A 16,337-nucleotide genomic window follows, 5' to 3' on the forward strand; every position below is an offset into this window, starting at 1 on the left:
CGAAGGCGGCGCGCGGGGTTTGCTGGTTATCTCGGAGTGACTTCATTAAACGCGTAACGGTTAGATCAGAAAGAACGCGGCATAACGAGCCGCGCTGAAGGCAGAACAGTGCAGATAGAGACAAGCGGCCACCTATGTCTTGGCCGGCTTGACTGAGTTCATTGACTCAGCGAGGATTGCGTTATCCAGCGTTCAGACTGTCCAATAAACGTACGCATTTGCTTTTCCGGAGTTCCTTAGATTTCAGGAGAGACATATGAGCAACCACGAAGAGGGCCTCATTACTCAGTACGTGCATCAGATCCAAGCGTTGGGCGCGCGGGCAGAAGCAGGCGAAGATGTAATTTCTGCAATAGATGCGGTTGTGAAAAAAGCAATTGAGCATTTTCGCACCGTTAAAAGTAGCGATTCTCAAGCCAATCTTTCAGCCTTCAAGGGCAAGTTGGCAATCACCGCAGAGGTTGCCCATTCCTCTCAACCCGCCCTCAAACGCACACTTCAGCATGCGGCTGAGATTTGCCCGGCTGAAATCTAACAATTCTTTGAGTCATCCGAGCCGACGCCGCTCATCGCGTGGCTTAATTCAAGTGTTAGCGCTCATAACCAACCAGTAGGCGGTTCCATGTCTTCAACTCCGCTGTCGATTCGCTCTCTCCCAACAAGATACGAGCCATTAACGAATGTATTTGGCCAAAAGGCTAAGACTACGTTTATTAAGTCGGCTCCAGATATCGAGTTTGCAAAACGGCTAATCGCATCCGCGGAAAGCGCGCAGCAAGGAAAAGTTGCTTTCATTAGCGCGCCTAGCGGTTCAGGAAAAAGTACTTTCGTGCACGGGCTCGAGATCTTCCTCGCGGACAAGGTCGATCATGTAGAACGCATCCCGGAGCAGCACGAACTCGCAGTTGAGCAAATACCAGGATACATCGCCAAAATTCCGAAGAAGAACAAAATAACGATACTAAACTTCGATGGAAGGGAGTCGCCTTATTTCGATCAGGCGCAGTATCAAACATTCTTAGGGTCACTAAATGCGGTACTACGACAGCGACCTGATCTGGTAATACTTTGGCCAGTAACGGACCCAGAATTTGCCCAAAGACTCATTGAAATTCTAAGAAAGGTCGGTGGCAACAGTGCATTCGGCATATCGCCCATGCATCAACTGATTGGACCTGAAGAATCTCAGTTCTCTTCGGTGCTAGAGAAAATACTCCAGGTAGCAAATTGGCGTCTAGATGACGCCGCTATCTCGATAACTGAGGTAGATACGTTAATCGCTGAAAATCAAAGTGTTGGTACATTTTTAGATGCGCTGCAGTCTCTGATCACTCAGCGTTTTGATGTAGGTACTTTCGGAATAACATTCCCGACACTTGTCATCACAATATCTTCTGGCGCACCAAACATTCGAGAAATATGTAGGTCCCTACGCAGGGCAGACAGTTATTATATAGAAGCATCTCGCTTACTCATGTACACGCGGCGCTCGAATGTGTCGGAGTGGTGGCAGAACCGATCCACGCACCTCAAATCCGCCCTGCCCCACGTAATAGCACTCTTTAATGCACAGCTTGCGTCCATTTCCGCTAGCTGTCTTGTTCATGCAATAGCTCAGTATGGAGAGCAGGATCTAAAAGATCTGACCTCTGGCGTTCGTGCTGATAAGGGCAATGCTAAGCGGGTTATGGGATCTTCCGAGCTATATAAGTACCTCGGCAACGAGGCTTTAGACAACCGGGAGTATGGTTCGAGCGTGAGCGCCGAGACGTATCAGTCATTTGACAAAATTCAAGCGGTTTCCGAAAGTCGGCACAGGAGCATTAATGAAGCCGTTATGTCATTGGCACTCGACTCTGGCGCAACAGCACCCGGACTGGAATTTGAGAACTCTTTAGTCAAAGGGTTGCAAACTGACGCAACCTACACCGGAGGCCGCGGTCTTGTTGCGCTTGAATTTCATCACAAGGCAACTGGCGAATCTAATCAAAACAAGATTGCAATCTACGTTCTGGAGAAGCTCAAGGAATATGCAATAAACTACGGCTTGGCGGATCGCTAGAGAAACAGGGGTCAGAGTGCACTTTATCCGTACTCAACACTTAGAAAGTGTAATCTGACCTTGGTCTCGATCCCTGTTCTATTGAACGCAAAGCCACTAAACATGGCCCGGTCTGGATGAGGCGCGGAAGACGCACACGTGACGACGACAGCTGACGACCTCAAAGCCCAACTCGCCCGCTCGGGTGTCATCCTGGAGATTGGGGGATTCCGGCCGCCCGACGATCCCCTGGCGAGTTGGTTCGGTCGTGTGAACGTCTGTGCGCTTGGCGAGGCATGGCCGGAGACGGCGGGACGGCCGATGCATGCGCTGTGTCAGATCAACGTCAGCGAATTGCCGCTGCGTCCGTCCCGCCTCGCGGATATCGCATTCATTGCGGTGTTCATCGGTCCCGATACGCTCCCGGTCGATACGCCCAACGGACAAGGGTGGTGTCTGCGGGCGTACAAGCGGCTCGATGGACTGATCCCGCTGACGCCACGGCACACCGATTCGCCAATCAGCGCATTTCCGATGCGGCCGCATGTCTTTCATGACGACTACCCGTGCTGGGAGGATGCGCCGATGGATCTGCCAGCAGATATCGAAGCGCACTACCACGATCTCTTCCGTAACCTGGATGGTTTCAAACTGGGAGGATGGCCGACGCTGATCCAGGCCGAGATCTTCTGGGCGCCCTTCAAACGCCATCCCGCATCGCCCGGGTTCGTCTTCCAGATCGACTCCACGGACAAGGGCCGCTGGATGTGGGGCGACGGCGGCGTCGGCTACTTCGGCCGCGGAACAGCACCAGGAAAAGAAGACGAGTGGGCGCTTGCGTGGCAGTGCTACTAGCAACGCCCGGCGGAGAAGGCTGCGGGACCAGGTGCGCAGTTGATCGACTGATGCATCAATCGAAATCCTAGCCAGACTGCGCGCTATTGTGCGCGGTGCGCCGACAGGTCTACTCTGATCCAGCTGTCTGGTCGACCACATTAGGGGGTGTGATATGAAGTGTGGACTGCTGTCGTTGATCCTGCTGGCGGGCCTTGTGGCATGTCACTCCGCGCCGTCGCCGCGGCCCGCCGTCGCACATGGGGATGGCGCATCGCCGGACCGTCCCGTCGATCTGTCTGCGGCGCATAGCGAAGGCGCGGGCATCGCCGCGCAACGCACATGGCTCGATCAGCACTACCCCGGCGCGCGCATCAAATCGCAGTCGCTGTTGTTCGAGCCGTCGGCCATGGACCTCATCACGATCGTGCTGCCCTCCGGCGAGGAGCGCGAGGTCTACTTCGACATCTCGTCCTACTTTGGGAAGTGGTGAGCGGCGCAAGGCATGTCATGCAGGCATTTGTCATCGGATTCCTGGCGCTGATTGCGCGCGCCGGAGCGGCCTTCGTCGTGGCGGTCGTCTTCCCATCCCGCCTGGCGTTGTGGCTGCTCCTGTTTACGTCGACCACGGCCTTCCTCTGTCTGCTTTGCGTCGACTGGTTCCTGCGGGATGGATTGGGACCGGACTCGGTCACATCGCAGGGAATGCAGGCGGTCTTGCGTGTCGCCGACAGTGCCTGGCTTCCGGCGTTGTGCTGGGTGCTCCTCAACGGTTCGGCCCATCTGGTCTATCGATGGATGCGCAGGAAACGTGGAGAACGCACCGTACTCGGCGACATGCGCTCGGGGTGAAGCGTGGCGACTAGCTCGCCGTACCAAAGGTGCTGAGTCGCGAAGCCGATCGCTTCACGCAGCGGTTCAATCAGGGAATGACAGATGCAAACAATCCGCTTTACCGCGCTGAAGATCTTGACGCTCTTCGCCGCCGTGCTGGTGGCAGTTCCGGCACAGTCGATGTCGCTTGATTGGCGAACGGTCTACTTCAAACAAGGACATCCGCTTGTAGGGGAGAACCTTGAGGACTCGATGGATAACGCGAGTGGACCTCAACTCGAGAATCTACAGGTGAATGTCTCAATCATGAAGGAGTATCCGAACGTCGCTTATGACTTGATGGGGAGGGCGAACGCAACGGAGTGCAGCCCTGCATCGTGCATGATGTTGTCGGCACGTCGCGCCGAACTGGTTTATGACTATCTGCTGGAGCAGGGCATTCCCGCCTGTCAGATCAAGACCATCGTCGCCGCCGGCACCAGCAGTCCGATTGCGCGACCGCAGGATGATGCGCCCCCTGACAGGGCAGTGCACCTGTTGGTGACGCTTGGCAAGACGTGCTGATGCAATGAGATGTCTCTGAAGCGGTCAACTGAACCGTTGACGCACGCTGGTTCCCTTTTATTGAGTTCTGTTCGGCAAGGCAAGGCAACTCCCACTCCATCGCGAACCGATCTAGGAACGCCACAGAATGCATCGACGTATCCAGGCCCTGGGAGCCGCGACCATCGTGGCGTGTGTCGCCGGCTTCATGCTCGTCGGCTATTCGCCGATGCCGTGTGCCTGCGAGACGCCATGGCAGCTGGTGTACGCCGCGTCCGGCTTGCCGTCTGACCGTCCCTATCGGACCTATGACGCGGAGCAGCTGCAACGTGGCCTTGACCGCCATCTTGCAGGATCGACTGTCGCAGGTTCGAGTGACTACTTCTTCGATGCCTGCCAGGAAACGGCGCCCCGGCGGCGGCGATGCGTCATCGCCACCGAAGAATCGCTGCTCCGAAAGTCGGGCTACGTGATCGAGATGGACACGGACGCGGAGGGAAGGCTCGAACGCACCCATGTGACGACTTACTCGGCGTGGCGCTAGCCTTTCCTACGCGGGAAAGAAATCGGATGCAGCGATGATTCGTGTCATCTCGAAATTTCTCGTGTCCGATGACTTGAGAATCGCTACGACAAGGTTATGCAACAATGCGCCTCAGGCGCTGGAGAGACAATATGAAGAATCATCTCGCCGTACTGCTGCTGATCGTGGGCCTGGCCGGTAGCGTGCCCTTGCTTGCCCAATCTTCCAAGTCGCCCTTGCTCGGCAAATGGGTGCTCGATGTTGCGAGCATGCCGGTGCCGCCCGCGCAGCGGCCGAAGGGCGCCTCGCTCACCTACAGCGATGTGGGCAAGGGCAAGTGGCAGACGAATGCCGACATCGTCGGTGGTGATGGGCATGACATCCATGCCGTCGCCATTTATCCGCTCGACGGAACCGCAGCCCCAAGCAAAGGCTACCCGACGGTCGACACCACGGCCGTATGGCTGCCGGCGCCGAACGTGATGGTCGCGGCGTTCTACTTGAAGGGAATGCCACGCACGACGCGTACTTACACCGTCGCCCCTGACGGCAAGACGATGACCGAAACCGTGGTCTGGTTGAACATCAACGGCGAGCCGGCGATCACGATGAACCGCTTCAACCGTGCTGAATAGCCTATGCGGAAAATACGGGTCAGAGAGCGCTTTCTTGGGAGTTCGCTCTGCCCCTTCTTCTAATCTCTGGAATATGGCGAATGAGGAGCAAGCATCGGCATGTCGTCATTCGTACTTCAAGCGAGAAGCATCGCTGTAGAACACCCAGAGTGGGAGTGCCATCTGGTCGGCTTCGCCGACCAAGCGTTCGATACCACGACCTATCTCCTGCTCCGGCGCGCATTCTCGTTCGACGAGCAGGACGTGGCGTTGAGGATGGACACTTATCAAGTCGAATGGTGCGGCCAGGATACCTCCGGCTATGGCGGCGTCTCCCAGTTTCTGCTCAGCCCTGGCCAAGCGCGGATCAAATTCGTCCCAGATTCGCCGATGGCACTGGCTGGCTTGGGGCTTCTCACGATCGTGTTCCAGTTGACATCGCCGGAGTACCTGGCATTGCAGGCTACCCTTCGGGGCATATTCGCGGGAAGCGGTTGCCTCTTGGTGACCGATGCTTAAAGTGTCGTATCCGACTCATATCCGCTCGCGGACTTGATCGTTCGGGATTAATGGCAAAGGTGGGCTAGATGCGACTTGTCCTTGTCACTGCACTTTTCCTGGCCGCGTTCTCAGCCGAAGCCAGCAGCACGATGTGTGCGTTCTATGCGCCACCCGGCACACCAGTGCCGAATCTGGAATTTCTCGGCTACGACAAGATTGGTGGGATCCTCATTCAAGACAAGAATGGGCCACGCAGTCTTCCGCAAGGTTCCTACAAAGTCGTTGCGTTGGATCAGAGCGCTAGCAGGATCGACCTGACCTACACCAATCCAGGCGATCCCTCGCTTCCACCGAGCTTCAGACTAAGGGGAGCAGGGCCGGACACGACGTTGACTGTGCGTGGCAAGACGTACAAGGGCAAACTAAGTTGCGGGGCGTGGTGAGCCCTCCGCGACCGCCTGGTCGTCAACCAGCGCTGTGCCGCTGAGCTGAAGGCTGGGACTGGCGCCTCTACTGAACCAGGAACCTGTTGGCGGCCTGTGCGCACTGGGCGGTCGTTTGGAGAAGCCGTAGTGAAGAGTATTGATTGGAGTCATGTGGGTCCGTCCTATAGACTGGAATTTATTCAAACCAACGACAATTCGTGCGGATCGACGCAAAAGAGGCAACTTGCGACATGAAAAGGGTCTCCCTACTCGCCGTGTTGGCGCTCAGCGTGCTGCCACCCGCCGTCGAGGCCAAAGATCTCTTCGCGAAAGATCGCTGCAAAGCCGCGTACGAATATCACTTCCTCAACAGGGCCGTGGCGTTCGAGGATTGGACAGGAGTAGAGCTCTTGCTTGAAGGAGGCGCAGACCCAAACGGCCGTGGCTATGCGCAGATCACGGAGTGCGTTCGCCTTCCAGGCGAGTTCAGCTCTCCACTTGCACTGGCAGTAAGGAGCGGGAACGCCGACCTCGTTCGCTTGCTACTGAAATATGGGGCGGATCCCAATCTTCCGGAAGGAGAGTCGGTGACCCCAACGGGGATTGCACGCGGCATGGCTTCCCCGGTCATCCTGCAATTGCTGCTTGAGCATGGCGGAAGATAGGCACAATGCGTTATTCGTGCGAAATCGCATCCATCTGCCGCTAACGGACGCATGACCACATTCCAATTCCAACCCCGCTGGAAGGAAGAACTCGTCTGCAGCGGGCCGGGTGGCGCGTTCGTGCTGGACTTCCCGATGGGCGTGCCGACGGTCTACGTGCCCACCGAGCATGCCTGGGCGCAAAGTGCACCCGAATGGGCACGCGACCTGTGGTCGGTGTTCAAGGCCGAGCTGGAAGCTTGGTGCGAGGCGCGCGACGTACAGTTCTTCCTGGATGGATCGGCCAAGTGTTATGGCGCCATCGCCAAGGCCTAGGTGAACACGCCGACAGCAGGCGGATGCACGTGGCTTGGTATCCTGGCGCGCCATCGCGGCAAGATATCCAATGAGCCAGAGTAAAGAACACGCTGACGCGACGAACGTCCCGCTGTACAACTTGATCGCGCCGGAATCGCACGAGGTCCTCGGTCCGTGGGCGGACGCGTTCCCGGCGTATACCGTCGTGGTCGGCTACTCGAGTCTCGGTCACTTCTTTCTGCATGATCCGGCCAGCCAGGATTACGCGGTGCTGCATCCGTTCAAGGCTGCCGGCAAGTCGTATGGCGCGCACGTGTCCACCGCGGCGTTCGAGGCGGCCATCCTGCGCGATCCGGGCTTCGAGGCGTACGTGTTGCACGGCGACCACGTGCGGGCGATCGCGGCGCGTCTTGGCCCGTTGAAGCCCGGGCAGATCTACATCCCGCAGCCGTATCCGACGCTGGGCGGCACGGAAGCGCCCGAGACGTACGACAAGGGCGATGTATGGGTGTTCGCGGATCTCGTCGCGCAAAGCGTGGGCTTGTGACGTGAACCCGAGCGATTTCGCAAGGCATGACTGATGGGAATGGCGCGCGCAAGTCGTCGATCGACACGTGTGTTGTGTGTGCTCGCCGGCGCGCTACTTGGTGTTGCCGCGCTGTGCGTGGGCGTTGACCCTGCGTCGCCGGTACGGTCGGGCGCGTGCGTGCTGCTTGCGATCGGCGCCAGTGTCCATGTGGTCTCTGCGTTCCTGGGCAGCGACGCCTGGCGGAGTCGCTTGATTGGGCTATGGCCGGGCATCTGAAGGCACGCTTTCAACAACCCGGGCGGCACGGCCTCGCCGCCCGAGTCAAATGCAACGCGAACGCCGCAGACGCTCGCCTCAGTGCTTTGCGGCCTTGCGCCGGTACACACCATTGAAGCTCACATTGGCGCCGCCGCACTGCAGGTTGTCCGAGACCACCAGCATGTCGCCGACTAGTTGCAGGCGGACCTTGCAGTCGTCCTCGCTCAGCTCCAGCCGGTTGCCTTCCGGAAACCCCCGTGCGGTGACGGCGCCAATGTTCGGGCCGCCCGGCCGGACTTCGGGGCTCGGGTTGGCGCTGGGCCAGTAGGCATCGCCGTTGGCGGTGAGGGTGCCGTCGCCGTTGGCGATCAATTGCAGGCCGTTGTCGCCGTCGTGCCACTGACCGACCCAGGCCTGCGGCTTCGGTGCGGCCGTCGCCGGCAGTGGCTGCACGCTGGACGCCGCCACCCAGCCGGCGCTGCCGCCGACCTTGTTGGGGTAGAACGCGCAGACGAAGCCGCCACGGCGCTGCGCCAGGATCACCGTGTCGTCCTTGACCACATAGGCGCGCTGCCGGCACGCGGTCTCGCCCTTGGCCGGGCAGCCCTCGTCGTCGTTGAGCAGGTACAGGCGCGGCACTGCGACCTTGGCGAGCGAGAACCCGGCCGTGCTCATGGGGAAGCCGCCGTTGCGGCACATCGCCGTGTCCTCGTCCGGCGCCGCGTGGGCCAGTGCGGGAATCGCCAACAAGGCGAGCAGCCAGGTCTTGTGCATCACAGTCGCTCCAAAGATGGGCCGACAGTGTGGGCCAACGGGGGTGAACCGGTGGCGAGCGAGCCGGCAGGCGAGGGCGTCGTGGCGCCTGCCAGGCACTGCCGCCACGGTGTGCAGTGGTCCAGCCGCAAGTCATGCGTGGTGTGGGGTCGCCGACGCGGAAAAACGCCTCGGCCTGTATGTAGATGCCATCAGGCACGTTGCAGGGATCCCCGTTGCGGCGATCCAGCTTTCAGACCCAAGAGGGTAGTGGAATGGCAGTGAAGTACCGGACCGGCAATGTCTTTGCGATCCCGTTGGACACGGGAACGTATGCGCTATGCCAGATGCTGTGGGCGCCGCAGGGCGACTATCGCCAGGTGGTCGGCTTCTGCGTGCTGGAACGGCATGCATCCACGCCGGTACTTGGCCCGTCGCCGGGACAGCCGCTGCCGGTGCGCGATGGCGACCAGGACATCCGGTTGCTGTTCACCGGCACCCAGAAGCTCAAGCGCGGCGACTGGCAGATCATCGGCTACGCGCCGCTGCCCAGCGACATCAGGGATTTGCTCACCTTCCACATCGCCGGGGAGCTGCACGAAGGCGATACCTTCTTGCGGATGCTGGTGGTGGACGAGTACGCCCGCTATCCGGCGATGTCGGTGCTTGGATTCGAGCTGGTGCACCGGATGCTCAGCGGCAGCCAGTGAGCCGTTGACGGCCACCGGCCGCTCGGCGAGCATCGCAGGCAGGCCCAACGCAGGCGCGTGGCCGGCGCCGTACATCACTCTGTCTGGATCAGCTGACACCATGCCCGCGAGCCTGTTGACCGAGATCGTCCTGCGCCCGCTATTGGAGATCGTTCTGTACGGCCTGTGCTACGTCGTCGGCATGATCGTGGTGCCGGCGTTCTCGTTCGGCTACTACAGCGTCGAACCGTGGAGCAGCAAGCAGCGCAGGAAATCAAGCAAGCGCAGTGCCTATCTGGCCCCGCGCGTGGTCTCGGCCGACACGGCGGCCTTCTGGGGCGGGTTCGCGCTGGTGGGCTTTGGGCTGTTGGGCTATGCGCTTTGGCAGGCGGCGGGCGCTTAACCCGGAAGCCACACCGCGTTACGCTTCCTGGACATCGACTGCAACGGATTGCACCTCCTCATGCCTCACTCTGCCACCTGCTTTACCACGCGACACACGCTGTCGGCGCTGCGCGACCAGATCGGCGAACGCCCGGAACTGGAGATGGCGTTGGAGTGCATGATCGAGGTGGAGGAGGAACATTTCCCGGACCCACCGACCTTTGCGGCACTGTCGCATCTGGCGCAGTGCACGGCGTGCCAGGCCTGGAGAACCGCCTGGATGGACGCGCAGTTCCCGGAGCGTGTGGTGTGGCGCAAGCGAATCGCTCGCTACTGCTGCAGCAGCATGTTCGCCGCTGTGACCAAGCCGGACAGGGTGGTGTGGATCGGGTTCGAGTTGTTCCGCGGCGAGGATCCGACCTGGTATATCAACGACGCGATCTGTGTGCAGTTCTGTCCGTGGTGCGGGCAGCGTCTGCCCGATCGGCCTTTCGAGCCGGATCTGGAGCCGGCGCCGGGGCAAACACCGTGAGGCTGTGCCGCCGCTGCGTCGCCATGACGGCTGCAGGGCTGCCGCGACGGTCGATCGCCCTGTGGCTGCTCAATCGGCTTGCGGATCCGTCGCACGGCCACGCTGCTTGCCGCGTGGCGACGTCGGCGCTTGGCGGTGTGCGATGAAGCAGCGCCTGCTCGCCCTCGCGATCGCGCTGCTGTCCGCCGGTGGGTGCTGCCGCTGTGGTGCGGTGTCGAGGCGTGGCTGACGTTCTGGCAACGCGGGGGCACAGCGTCGTTGCAGCGTGGTCCTCCTGGCGACTCGTTTCCGTACCTGGCCTTCGCCTCGGCCTGCAGCAAGGTCGCCAGCGTCTGGCTTGCCGTCGCAATCGGCATCTGGGCGTATGTGGGTGCGCGTGCCTGTCTACGACAGATGCGATGAGTTGTCATGCGCCCGTGCTGCAATGGATCCGGCCGGTCGCTGCATCACGGTGTCCGGCCCCGGTGGTCGGGCGCTGCGAGAGACGCCCATGTGCCGCAGGCCGCTGTGCCGGCCGCCACCGGGTTGCATGACGTGCCGCACCGCTGTCCACCTGGCCGGCCGTGCGTGCGTTACCCTCCGGGACCGCCCATCCGCGCCTGCTCGCCATGACGCAGCCGCGCCGATGCGCGTGTCCACCCCCTGATCGTTCGAGAGTCAAGCTGCCGCATGCATCCCGTCATCCACTTCCGCTCCCGCCTGCTCGAGGTGAGCGCCGAGCCGGAGAATCCGATCAATCCGATCCGCGGCAGCTCGCTGCTGGACTGGCTGCGCGTCCGCGTCGGCGACAGCATGGTGCTGTCCGAGCCGGACCCGGAAGACTGGGGATGGGCGTCCGAAGCCGAATGCCAGGGGCGCACCTACCTGGTCGGCGCCTACGCCGAGGAAGAGGTCGACGGCAACCACACCTGGATGTTGCAGATCGAGAAGGAGCGCTCGTTCTGGGAGCGCCTGCTCGGCCGCCATGCGATGCACGACGACGATCCGTGCTTTGCGCGGTTGCTTGCGCTGATCGCCGCCGAACCGCGGTTCACCGACGTGGTGGTTGAGCGCGAACCCTGACGGCCTCCGCCGCCTCGATGGCGGCGCAGCACGGTGCGCGACGGTGGATGCCCGGCTGCAGCACGCCTGCCATCGTGCTTGGGTATGCTCGCAGGCCCGTCTACGTCCGCGTGCCCCGATGCCGAGTCGAACCCTGTCGCTGTTTCCGCTGCTGCTGATCGGCATTGCGCCCGCGCTGATGGCGGCGCCCAAGCACTGCCTGCCGTACGGGCCTACCCAGGTCACCCTGTCCGGCACCCTGGCGCCGTCGCCCACCGCGTCCGCGGCGCCCACCGCGCCGCATGCCCACGCGCATGCCGACGCCACTGCGGCAGCGACCCAGGAAGAGGTGCTGATCCTGCCGCAGCCGTTGTGCGTGGCGGCGTCGGCGGACGGGCGCCAGCCGCGGCACGAGCAGGTGCGCCAGCTGCGGCTGGCGGTCACCGCGGACCAGGCGGCGCATCTTCGCGAGGAAGGAAGCGGCCAGGTGGTGCGGGTGACCGGAAGACTGGCGCATGCGCCGGCCGGTCCAGATGCACCGCCGCTGCGCCTGAGTGTGCTTGGGGTGGACAGCGACTGAAGGACCGCCCTGGTACGCGCTTTCGCTTCGACTCAGCGGCATGTGTCGTGGCCTTGTAGGAGCGGCTTCAGCCGCGACGGGCTTTCCCGGGAAAGCCCGTCGCGGCTGAAGCCGCTCCTACGCGGGTGGAGGCTCGGTGAGATCGCTACCCAGTCCCACCTGGTTACTGCGTCCACGCCGGCTGCTGGCGCGCACGGGGGAGCGCGCATTGACGGCGCGCAGCGCCTCGTTGAGGATCGCCATGCCGCACCTGGCGGCTCAAGGTGTCGGCGATCCATGAAGGCAATGCGTTTTCTGTGTGCGATGAGCCTGTGGCTGAGCGCGTTCGCCGCCATCGCGGGCGAGTCGCCGGCGCGCACGGTCCAGACGTTCTATAGCTGGGCGATCGCGCCCCAGTACGCCGACGGGGACGTTGCGCAGGTCCGGCAGCTGCTGGGGCGGGACTTGTTCGCGGCGCTGGAGGCGCAGCGCGCCTACGAGGCGGCCTGCGCCAAACTGGTACCCGCAGACGTCAAGCCGCACATGCTCGACCAGAGCCCGTTCTTCCTGTGGCCGGACCAGCCCACTGCGCTGGTCTCGACGACCACCCAGGTCACCGGCGACACCGCGCAGGTGCGCGCCCGTCTGGCCGTCGATGACCAGCAATGGACGGACACGGTGGTGCTCGGCCGCCAGGACGATCGCTGGGTGATCCTCGACATCGCGTGGCAGGAAGGAACGCTCACCCAGCGCTTGGCCGCATTCGCCGCGCAGCCGTGCACGCAGTGATGTCGCCAGCGTAAGGCGCGACGAACGAACCCGGCAGCCGTGCCGCGTTGTTGCGCAGCCTGCCGCGCGGCTGTTCGGCTAGGTGCACCCGCAACGTCGTCGGGCCTCGATCGAGATGACGCCGCCGGCAAGCGGCAGGCCGGCTTTGGTCCATCCTGCAGGCCTGTGTCACCACGTAGGCAACGCGTTTGCGTCGCGCAGATCAACCGTGTGCTTGGTGTCTGCAGCATGCGGTGACCCATGGACCCGTTCGCGCGACCGCGCGGCGTGCGCAGGCCCGTACATGTCCACGACACGGACATTGCGCGACGTCGGGCGGTCACGCGTCGTTACGCCGTGGCCGCCGCGCCGTCATTGCAATGGCGGTGCAACACAGACGACATATCGTGCCGCGCTGCGCCACCGTATGGCGCATGCCGTCGCGGGCTGCTGCGCAAGCCGAACGGACTCGATTCTGCGCGCTCACAAGGATCCGACATGCTGCTCTCCTCTCTCTCCTCGCGGCCGCTGACCGCGCGCGCCGCGCCGGCCCGTACCCGCCTGGCGCAGGCCTGCGCCGCCCTGGTGCTGGCCTCGGTCGCCGCCGCGGCCGCCGCGCAGGACAGCGCGCCGACGCTGGCCGGCAGCCAGATCCGTCCGGCCAATGCCGCCGGCAATGGCGATGCGGCCACCTCGCTGGATACCATCATCGTCACCGCTGAGCACCGCGAGCAGAACCTGCAGGAGGTGCCGGTGTCGGTGGGCGTGGTGCAGGGCGAGGCCATGCGCGACTTCACCGCCGGCGGCGACGACACGCTGCTGGCGCTGTCCGGCCGTGTGCCCAGCTTCTATGCCGAGACCACCACCGGTCGCATCTTCCCGCGCTTCTACATCCGCGGCCTGGGCAACATCGACTTCTACCTCGGCGCCTCGCAGCCGGTGTCGATCATCCAGGACGACGTGGTGCTGGAGCACGTGGTGCTGAAGTCCAACCCGGTCTACGACGTGGACCAGGTGGAAGTGCTGCGCGGCCCGCAGGGCTCGCTGTTCGGCCGCAACACCACCGCCGGCATCGTCAAGTTCGACAGCATCAAGCCCAGCGACGACTACACCGGCCGGGTCACCGCCAGCTATGGTAGCTACAACACCGTCTCGGTCGACGGCGGCATCGGCGGCCCGATCAACGACGTGCTGTCGTTCCGCGTGTCCACCCTGTATCAGCACCGCGACGACTGGGTGGACAACACCTACACCGGCCCCAGCGCCGACGGCACGGTCACCCCGAAGAAGGACGCGATGGGCGGCTACGACGACCGCAACGCGCGCCTGCAACTGCTGCTGAAGCCGAGCGAGAACTTCTCTTTGCTCGGTTCGTTCCACACCCGCGACTACGACGGCACCTCCACGCTATTCCTGCGCGGCGCCCTGCACAAGGGCTCGAACAAGGTCGACGTGCCGCGCGACCAGGTGGCCTACGACGAGGCCCACGACAACCCGCAGGCGTACAAGACCCACGGCGCCTCGCTGAAGGCGATCTACGACTTCGGCGGCGTGTCGCTGACCTCGATCAGCGCCTACGAGACCACCTCCGGCTACAGCCGCGGCGACACCGACGGCGGCGCCGCGGCCAACTTCCCGGTCAACGGCGTGCCCAACGGCTACGGCCAGTCGATGGGCCAGGTGCGCGACCTGGACCAGTACACCCAGGAATTGCGCCTGGCCAGCGAAGGCGATGCCCCGCTGCAGTGGCAGGCCGGTGCGTTCTACTTCGACGGCAAGGACACCACCGATTTCTACCAGCGCGCCTATTTCCTGCAGACCGCCGCGCGCAATCCCAACAACTGGGTGCGCCTGCACAACAGCAACACCTCCTGGGCCGGCTTCGGCCAGCTGACCTACAAGGTCACCGACGCACTGACCCTGACCGCCGGCGTGCGCCAGACCCGCGACAGCAAGGAGACCAAGCTGCTCAAGACCGCCGACACCGCGGCCGGCGTGGTCACCTACAAGGGCCGCCGCGACGTGCGCCTGGCCGACACCCAGCCGAGCTGGGACCTGAGCGCGATGTATGAGATCAACCCGAACGTCAACGTGTACGCGAAGGTCGCCCGCGGCTTCCGTGGCCCGACCATCCAGGGCCGTTCGGCGGTGTTCAACTCCGACTTCACCACCGCCGACTCGGAAACCATCCTGTCGTGGGAAGCCGGCATCAAGAGCAACCTGTTCGACAACCGCCTGCGCCTGAACGTCACCGGCTTCACCTACACCGTCGACGACATCCAGCTCAACGGCAACGACTCCAACGGCAACGGCGTGCTGTTCAACGCCGACAAGGCCAAGGCCTACGGCATGGAAGCGGACCTGGACTGGCGCCCGATCCCCAACCTGTCCCTGACCGCCGGCCTGAGCCTGCTGCACAGCGAGATCCAGGACAAGCGCGTGTACGCGCAGGTGTGCGGCCTGAACGGCGTGGTGGTGTGCACGGTGAAGGATCCGACCATCCGCATCGGCAACAACACTTTCGCCCAGATCGACGGCAACCCGCTGCCGAACGCGCCCAAGTACAACGTCAACCTGGCCGCGCGCTACGACATCCCGGTCAACGACGGCGGCGCCTTCTTCGTCGCCACCGACTGGAACAAGCAGGGCTACACCAGCTTCGTGCTGTACGACTCCACCGAGTTCACATCTAACGGCAACTTCGAAGGCGGCCTCAAGCTGGGCTACACCGGCGACTACGGCGCCTGGGAAGTGGCGGCGTTCGCCCGCAACATCACCAACGAGAAGAACCTCAAGGGCGTGATCGAGAACTACATGGCGGCCGTGTACAACGAACCCCGCATCGTCGGCGTCTCCTTCAACCTGCACTGGCACTGATCGCAGTACGTGGTAGCACCACGTCGGCAGCACCTGCCGGCAACAGCGGGCGGGAGGGCGACAGTCCTCCCGCCCGTTTGCGTTTTCGTAGAAGTGAATAGCCGGTAGCTGTAGCCATAGCCTTTTTGCTCTTTGCTCTTTGCTCTTTGCTCTTCGCTTGCGGCTTTGGCTGTTGCTTTTGATCTACCGGGTTCCCTTCCGAAGCGGCGGCCATCGCGGGGAAACACCCGAAGGGCGGCGTACATGGATGTACGCCGTCCGCGGCAGGGGCAGGATGCCCCTTCCGCGGATCCCCGTGATGGACGCGGACCTGGAGCGCGCAGCGCGGAGGGCGCGAAGGCAGGGTGTGCTTTCTTTTGGTTACTTTTCTTTGCACAAGCAAAGAAAAGTAACTCGCCCGCAAGGGCGAAAGCCTTTGCTTCTAACTGATGTATCAAATGGAGTTAACCGTAGGAGCGGCCTCAGCCGCGACGCGCGACGCGCCAGCCTCGCTATGCCCCTGGGACGATGGCTCCCGCATTGCGGCAGCCGCCGGTCACGGCGTCGGGACTGAAGTCCCTCCCACAACACGTGTCTGCGCGTGACGCATACGTTGGCGATGCCCACCCGTAGGAGCGGCTTCAGCCGCGACGGGCTTTACCGGGAACGCCCGTCGCGGCTGAAGCCGCTC

The 16,337-nt window shown here is 62.5% G+C and carries 21 protein-coding genes; 20 read left to right on the top strand and 1 reads right to left on the bottom strand.

The features are described 5' to 3' along the window. The first annotated feature begins 256 nt into the window (after positions 1-256). The 13 genes from J7357_RS07380 (at position 257) to J7357_RS07440 (ending at position 7,824) form a co-directional block, all read left to right on the top strand. Positions 257-535 (top strand): hypothetical protein, encoded by a 279-nt coding sequence (locus tag J7357_RS07380; protein WP_209245606.1) that lies wholly within the window; start codon positions 257-259, stop codon positions 533-535. A gap of 87 nt (positions 536-622) precedes the next feature. Then, the gene (locus J7357_RS07385; protein WP_209245607.1) at positions 623-2,062 is read left to right on the top strand and encodes a hypothetical protein; all 1,440 of its coding nucleotides are present in this window, start codon (positions 623-625) and stop codon (positions 2,060-2,062) included. 138 nt (positions 2,063-2,200) lie between these two features. Next, positions 2,201-2,896 carry a DUF1963 domain-containing protein gene (locus J7357_RS07390; protein WP_343237399.1) on the top strand — a complete coding sequence of 232 codons (696 nt, stop codon included), beginning with the start codon at positions 2,201-2,203 and terminating at the stop codon, positions 2,894-2,896. Positions 2,897-3,071: 175 nt separating this feature from the next. After that, complete coding sequence (locus tag J7357_RS07395; RefSeq protein ID WP_148828251.1) at positions 3,072-3,368, top strand: hypothetical protein; 297 nt, start codon at positions 3,072-3,074, stop codon at positions 3,366-3,368. 17 nt (positions 3,369-3,385) lie between these two features. Next, the gene (locus J7357_RS07400) at positions 3,386-3,727 is read left to right on the top strand and encodes a hypothetical protein (RefSeq protein WP_209245608.1); all 342 of its coding nucleotides are present in this window, start codon (positions 3,386-3,388) and stop codon (positions 3,725-3,727) included. 84 nt (positions 3,728-3,811) lie between these two features. Then, complete coding sequence (locus J7357_RS07405) at positions 3,812-4,273, top strand: hypothetical protein (protein ID WP_209245609.1); 462 nt, start codon at positions 3,812-3,814, stop codon at positions 4,271-4,273. A gap of 127 nt (positions 4,274-4,400) precedes the next feature. Continuing rightward, on the top strand, positions 4,401-4,796 hold the full coding sequence (locus J7357_RS07410; RefSeq protein WP_209245610.1) for a hypothetical protein: 396 nt from the start codon (positions 4,401-4,403) through the stop codon (positions 4,794-4,796). A gap of 131 nt (positions 4,797-4,927) precedes the next feature. Next, positions 4,928-5,410 (top strand): hypothetical protein, encoded by a 483-nt coding sequence (locus J7357_RS07415; protein ID WP_209245611.1) that lies wholly within the window; start codon positions 4,928-4,930, stop codon positions 5,408-5,410. Between the two features lie 99 nt (positions 5,411-5,509). Next, positions 5,510-5,908 (top strand): Imm10 family immunity protein, encoded by a 399-nt coding sequence (locus J7357_RS07420; protein WP_209245612.1) that lies wholly within the window; start codon positions 5,510-5,512, stop codon positions 5,906-5,908. Between the two features lie 68 nt (positions 5,909-5,976). Further along, positions 5,977-6,333 carry a hypothetical protein gene (locus J7357_RS07425; protein WP_209245613.1) on the top strand — a complete coding sequence of 119 codons (357 nt, stop codon included), beginning with the start codon at positions 5,977-5,979 and terminating at the stop codon, positions 6,331-6,333. Positions 6,334-6,533: 200 nt separating this feature from the next. Continuing rightward, positions 6,534-6,980, top strand: a complete 447-nt coding sequence (locus J7357_RS07430) for a hypothetical protein (protein ID WP_209245614.1) — start codon at positions 6,534-6,536, stop codon at positions 6,978-6,980. Between the two features lie 51 nt (positions 6,981-7,031). Further along, positions 7,032-7,295 carry a hypothetical protein gene (locus J7357_RS07435; protein WP_209245615.1) on the top strand — a complete coding sequence of 88 codons (264 nt, stop codon included), beginning with the start codon at positions 7,032-7,034 and terminating at the stop codon, positions 7,293-7,295. A gap of 70 nt (positions 7,296-7,365) precedes the next feature. Then, positions 7,366-7,824 (top strand): T6SS immunity protein Tdi1 domain-containing protein, encoded by a 459-nt coding sequence (locus J7357_RS07440; RefSeq protein ID WP_244667341.1) that lies wholly within the window; start codon positions 7,366-7,368, stop codon positions 7,822-7,824. Positions 7,825-8,160: 336 nt separating this feature from the next. Here the strand turns inward: J7357_RS07440 and J7357_RS07445 are convergent, their stop codons facing one another. Beyond that, a complete protein-coding gene (locus tag J7357_RS07445) occupies positions 8,161-8,838 on the bottom strand; it encodes a hypothetical protein (RefSeq protein ID WP_209245616.1) in 678 nt (225 codons plus the stop codon). Positions 8,839-9,092: 254 nt separating this feature from the next. Between J7357_RS07445 and J7357_RS07450 the strand changes: the two genes are divergently transcribed. From J7357_RS07450 to J7357_RS07480, 7 genes are all read left to right on the top strand, one after another. Continuing rightward, positions 9,093-9,527 (top strand): immunity 26/phosphotriesterase HocA family protein, encoded by a 435-nt coding sequence (locus tag J7357_RS07450; RefSeq protein WP_244667342.1) that lies wholly within the window; start codon positions 9,093-9,095, stop codon positions 9,525-9,527. Positions 9,528-9,627: 100 nt separating this feature from the next. Beyond that, positions 9,628-9,909: a hypothetical protein gene (locus J7357_RS07455; protein ID WP_209245617.1), complete on the top strand. Its 282-nt coding sequence runs from the start codon at positions 9,628-9,630 to the stop codon at positions 9,907-9,909. Positions 9,910-9,957: 48 nt separating this feature from the next. After that, complete coding sequence (locus J7357_RS07460; RefSeq protein WP_244667343.1) at positions 9,958-10,422, top strand: hypothetical protein; 465 nt, start codon at positions 9,958-9,960, stop codon at positions 10,420-10,422. Positions 10,423-11,091: 669 nt separating this feature from the next. Beyond that, positions 11,092-11,484: a hypothetical protein gene (locus J7357_RS07465; RefSeq protein ID WP_209245618.1), complete on the top strand. Its 393-nt coding sequence runs from the start codon at positions 11,092-11,094 to the stop codon at positions 11,482-11,484. A gap of 118 nt (positions 11,485-11,602) precedes the next feature. Further along, positions 11,603-12,043, top strand: coding sequence for a hypothetical protein (locus J7357_RS07470; RefSeq protein WP_209245619.1), 441 nt, complete (start codon positions 11,603-11,605; stop codon positions 12,041-12,043). Positions 12,044-12,328: 285 nt separating this feature from the next. Beyond that, positions 12,329-12,811 (top strand): DUF3828 domain-containing protein, encoded by a 483-nt coding sequence (locus J7357_RS07475; protein ID WP_209245620.1) that lies wholly within the window; start codon positions 12,329-12,331, stop codon positions 12,809-12,811. A 477-nt stretch (positions 12,812-13,288) separates the two neighbouring features. Further along, entirely contained in the window at positions 13,289-15,667 is a 2,379-nt protein-coding gene (locus J7357_RS07480) for a TonB-dependent receptor (RefSeq protein ID WP_209245621.1), read from the top strand. Positions 15,668-16,337: the final 670 nt, after the last annotated feature.

The sequence above is a fragment of the Xanthomonas sp. D-109 genome (assembly GCF_017746095.1).
Taxonomy (GTDB): Bacteria; Pseudomonadota; Gammaproteobacteria; order Xanthomonadales; family Xanthomonadaceae; genus Xanthomonas_A; species Xanthomonas_A sacchari.

Excerpts from the sequence above, each read along its gene's own strand:
- J7357_RS07380 (WP_209245606.1), top strand. The coding sequence starts at position 257 with ATGAGCAACCACGAAGAGGGCCTCATTACTCAGTACGTGCATCAGATC.
- J7357_RS07385 (WP_209245607.1), top strand. The coding sequence starts at position 623 with ATGTCTTCAACTCCGCTGTCGATTCGCTCTCTCCCAACAAGATACGAG.
- J7357_RS07400 (WP_209245608.1), top strand. The coding sequence starts at position 3,386 with ATGCAGGCATTTGTCATCGGATTCCTGGCGCTGATTGCGCGCGCCGGA.
- J7357_RS07405 (WP_209245609.1), top strand. The coding sequence starts at position 3,812 with ATGCAAACAATCCGCTTTACCGCGCTGAAGATCTTGACGCTCTTCGCC.
- J7357_RS07410 (WP_209245610.1), top strand. The coding sequence starts at position 4,401 with ATGCATCGACGTATCCAGGCCCTGGGAGCCGCGACCATCGTGGCGTGT.
- J7357_RS07415 (WP_209245611.1), top strand. The coding sequence starts at position 4,928 with ATGAAGAATCATCTCGCCGTACTGCTGCTGATCGTGGGCCTGGCCGGT.
- J7357_RS07420 (WP_209245612.1), top strand. The coding sequence starts at position 5,510 with ATGTCGTCATTCGTACTTCAAGCGAGAAGCATCGCTGTAGAACACCCA.
- J7357_RS07425 (WP_209245613.1), top strand. The coding sequence starts at position 5,977 with ATGCGACTTGTCCTTGTCACTGCACTTTTCCTGGCCGCGTTCTCAGCC.
- J7357_RS07435 (WP_209245615.1), top strand. The coding sequence starts at position 7,032 with ATGACCACATTCCAATTCCAACCCCGCTGGAAGGAAGAACTCGTCTGC.
- J7357_RS07440 (WP_244667341.1), top strand. The coding sequence starts at position 7,366 with ATGAGCCAGAGTAAAGAACACGCTGACGCGACGAACGTCCCGCTGTAC.
- J7357_RS07445 (WP_209245616.1), bottom strand. The coding sequence starts at position 8,838 with ATGCACAAGACCTGGCTGCTCGCCTTGTTGGCGATTCCCGCACTGGCC.
- J7357_RS07450 (WP_244667342.1), top strand. The coding sequence starts at position 9,093 with ATGGCAGTGAAGTACCGGACCGGCAATGTCTTTGCGATCCCGTTGGAC.
- J7357_RS07455 (WP_209245617.1), top strand. The coding sequence starts at position 9,628 with ATGCCCGCGAGCCTGTTGACCGAGATCGTCCTGCGCCCGCTATTGGAG.
- J7357_RS07465 (WP_209245618.1), top strand. The coding sequence starts at position 11,092 with ATGCATCCCGTCATCCACTTCCGCTCCCGCCTGCTCGAGGTGAGCGCC.
- J7357_RS07470 (WP_209245619.1), top strand. The coding sequence starts at position 11,603 with ATGCCGAGTCGAACCCTGTCGCTGTTTCCGCTGCTGCTGATCGGCATT.
- J7357_RS07475 (WP_209245620.1), top strand. The coding sequence starts at position 12,329 with ATGCGTTTTCTGTGTGCGATGAGCCTGTGGCTGAGCGCGTTCGCCGCC.
- J7357_RS07480 (WP_209245621.1), top strand. The coding sequence starts at position 13,289 with ATGCTGCTCTCCTCTCTCTCCTCGCGGCCGCTGACCGCGCGCGCCGCG.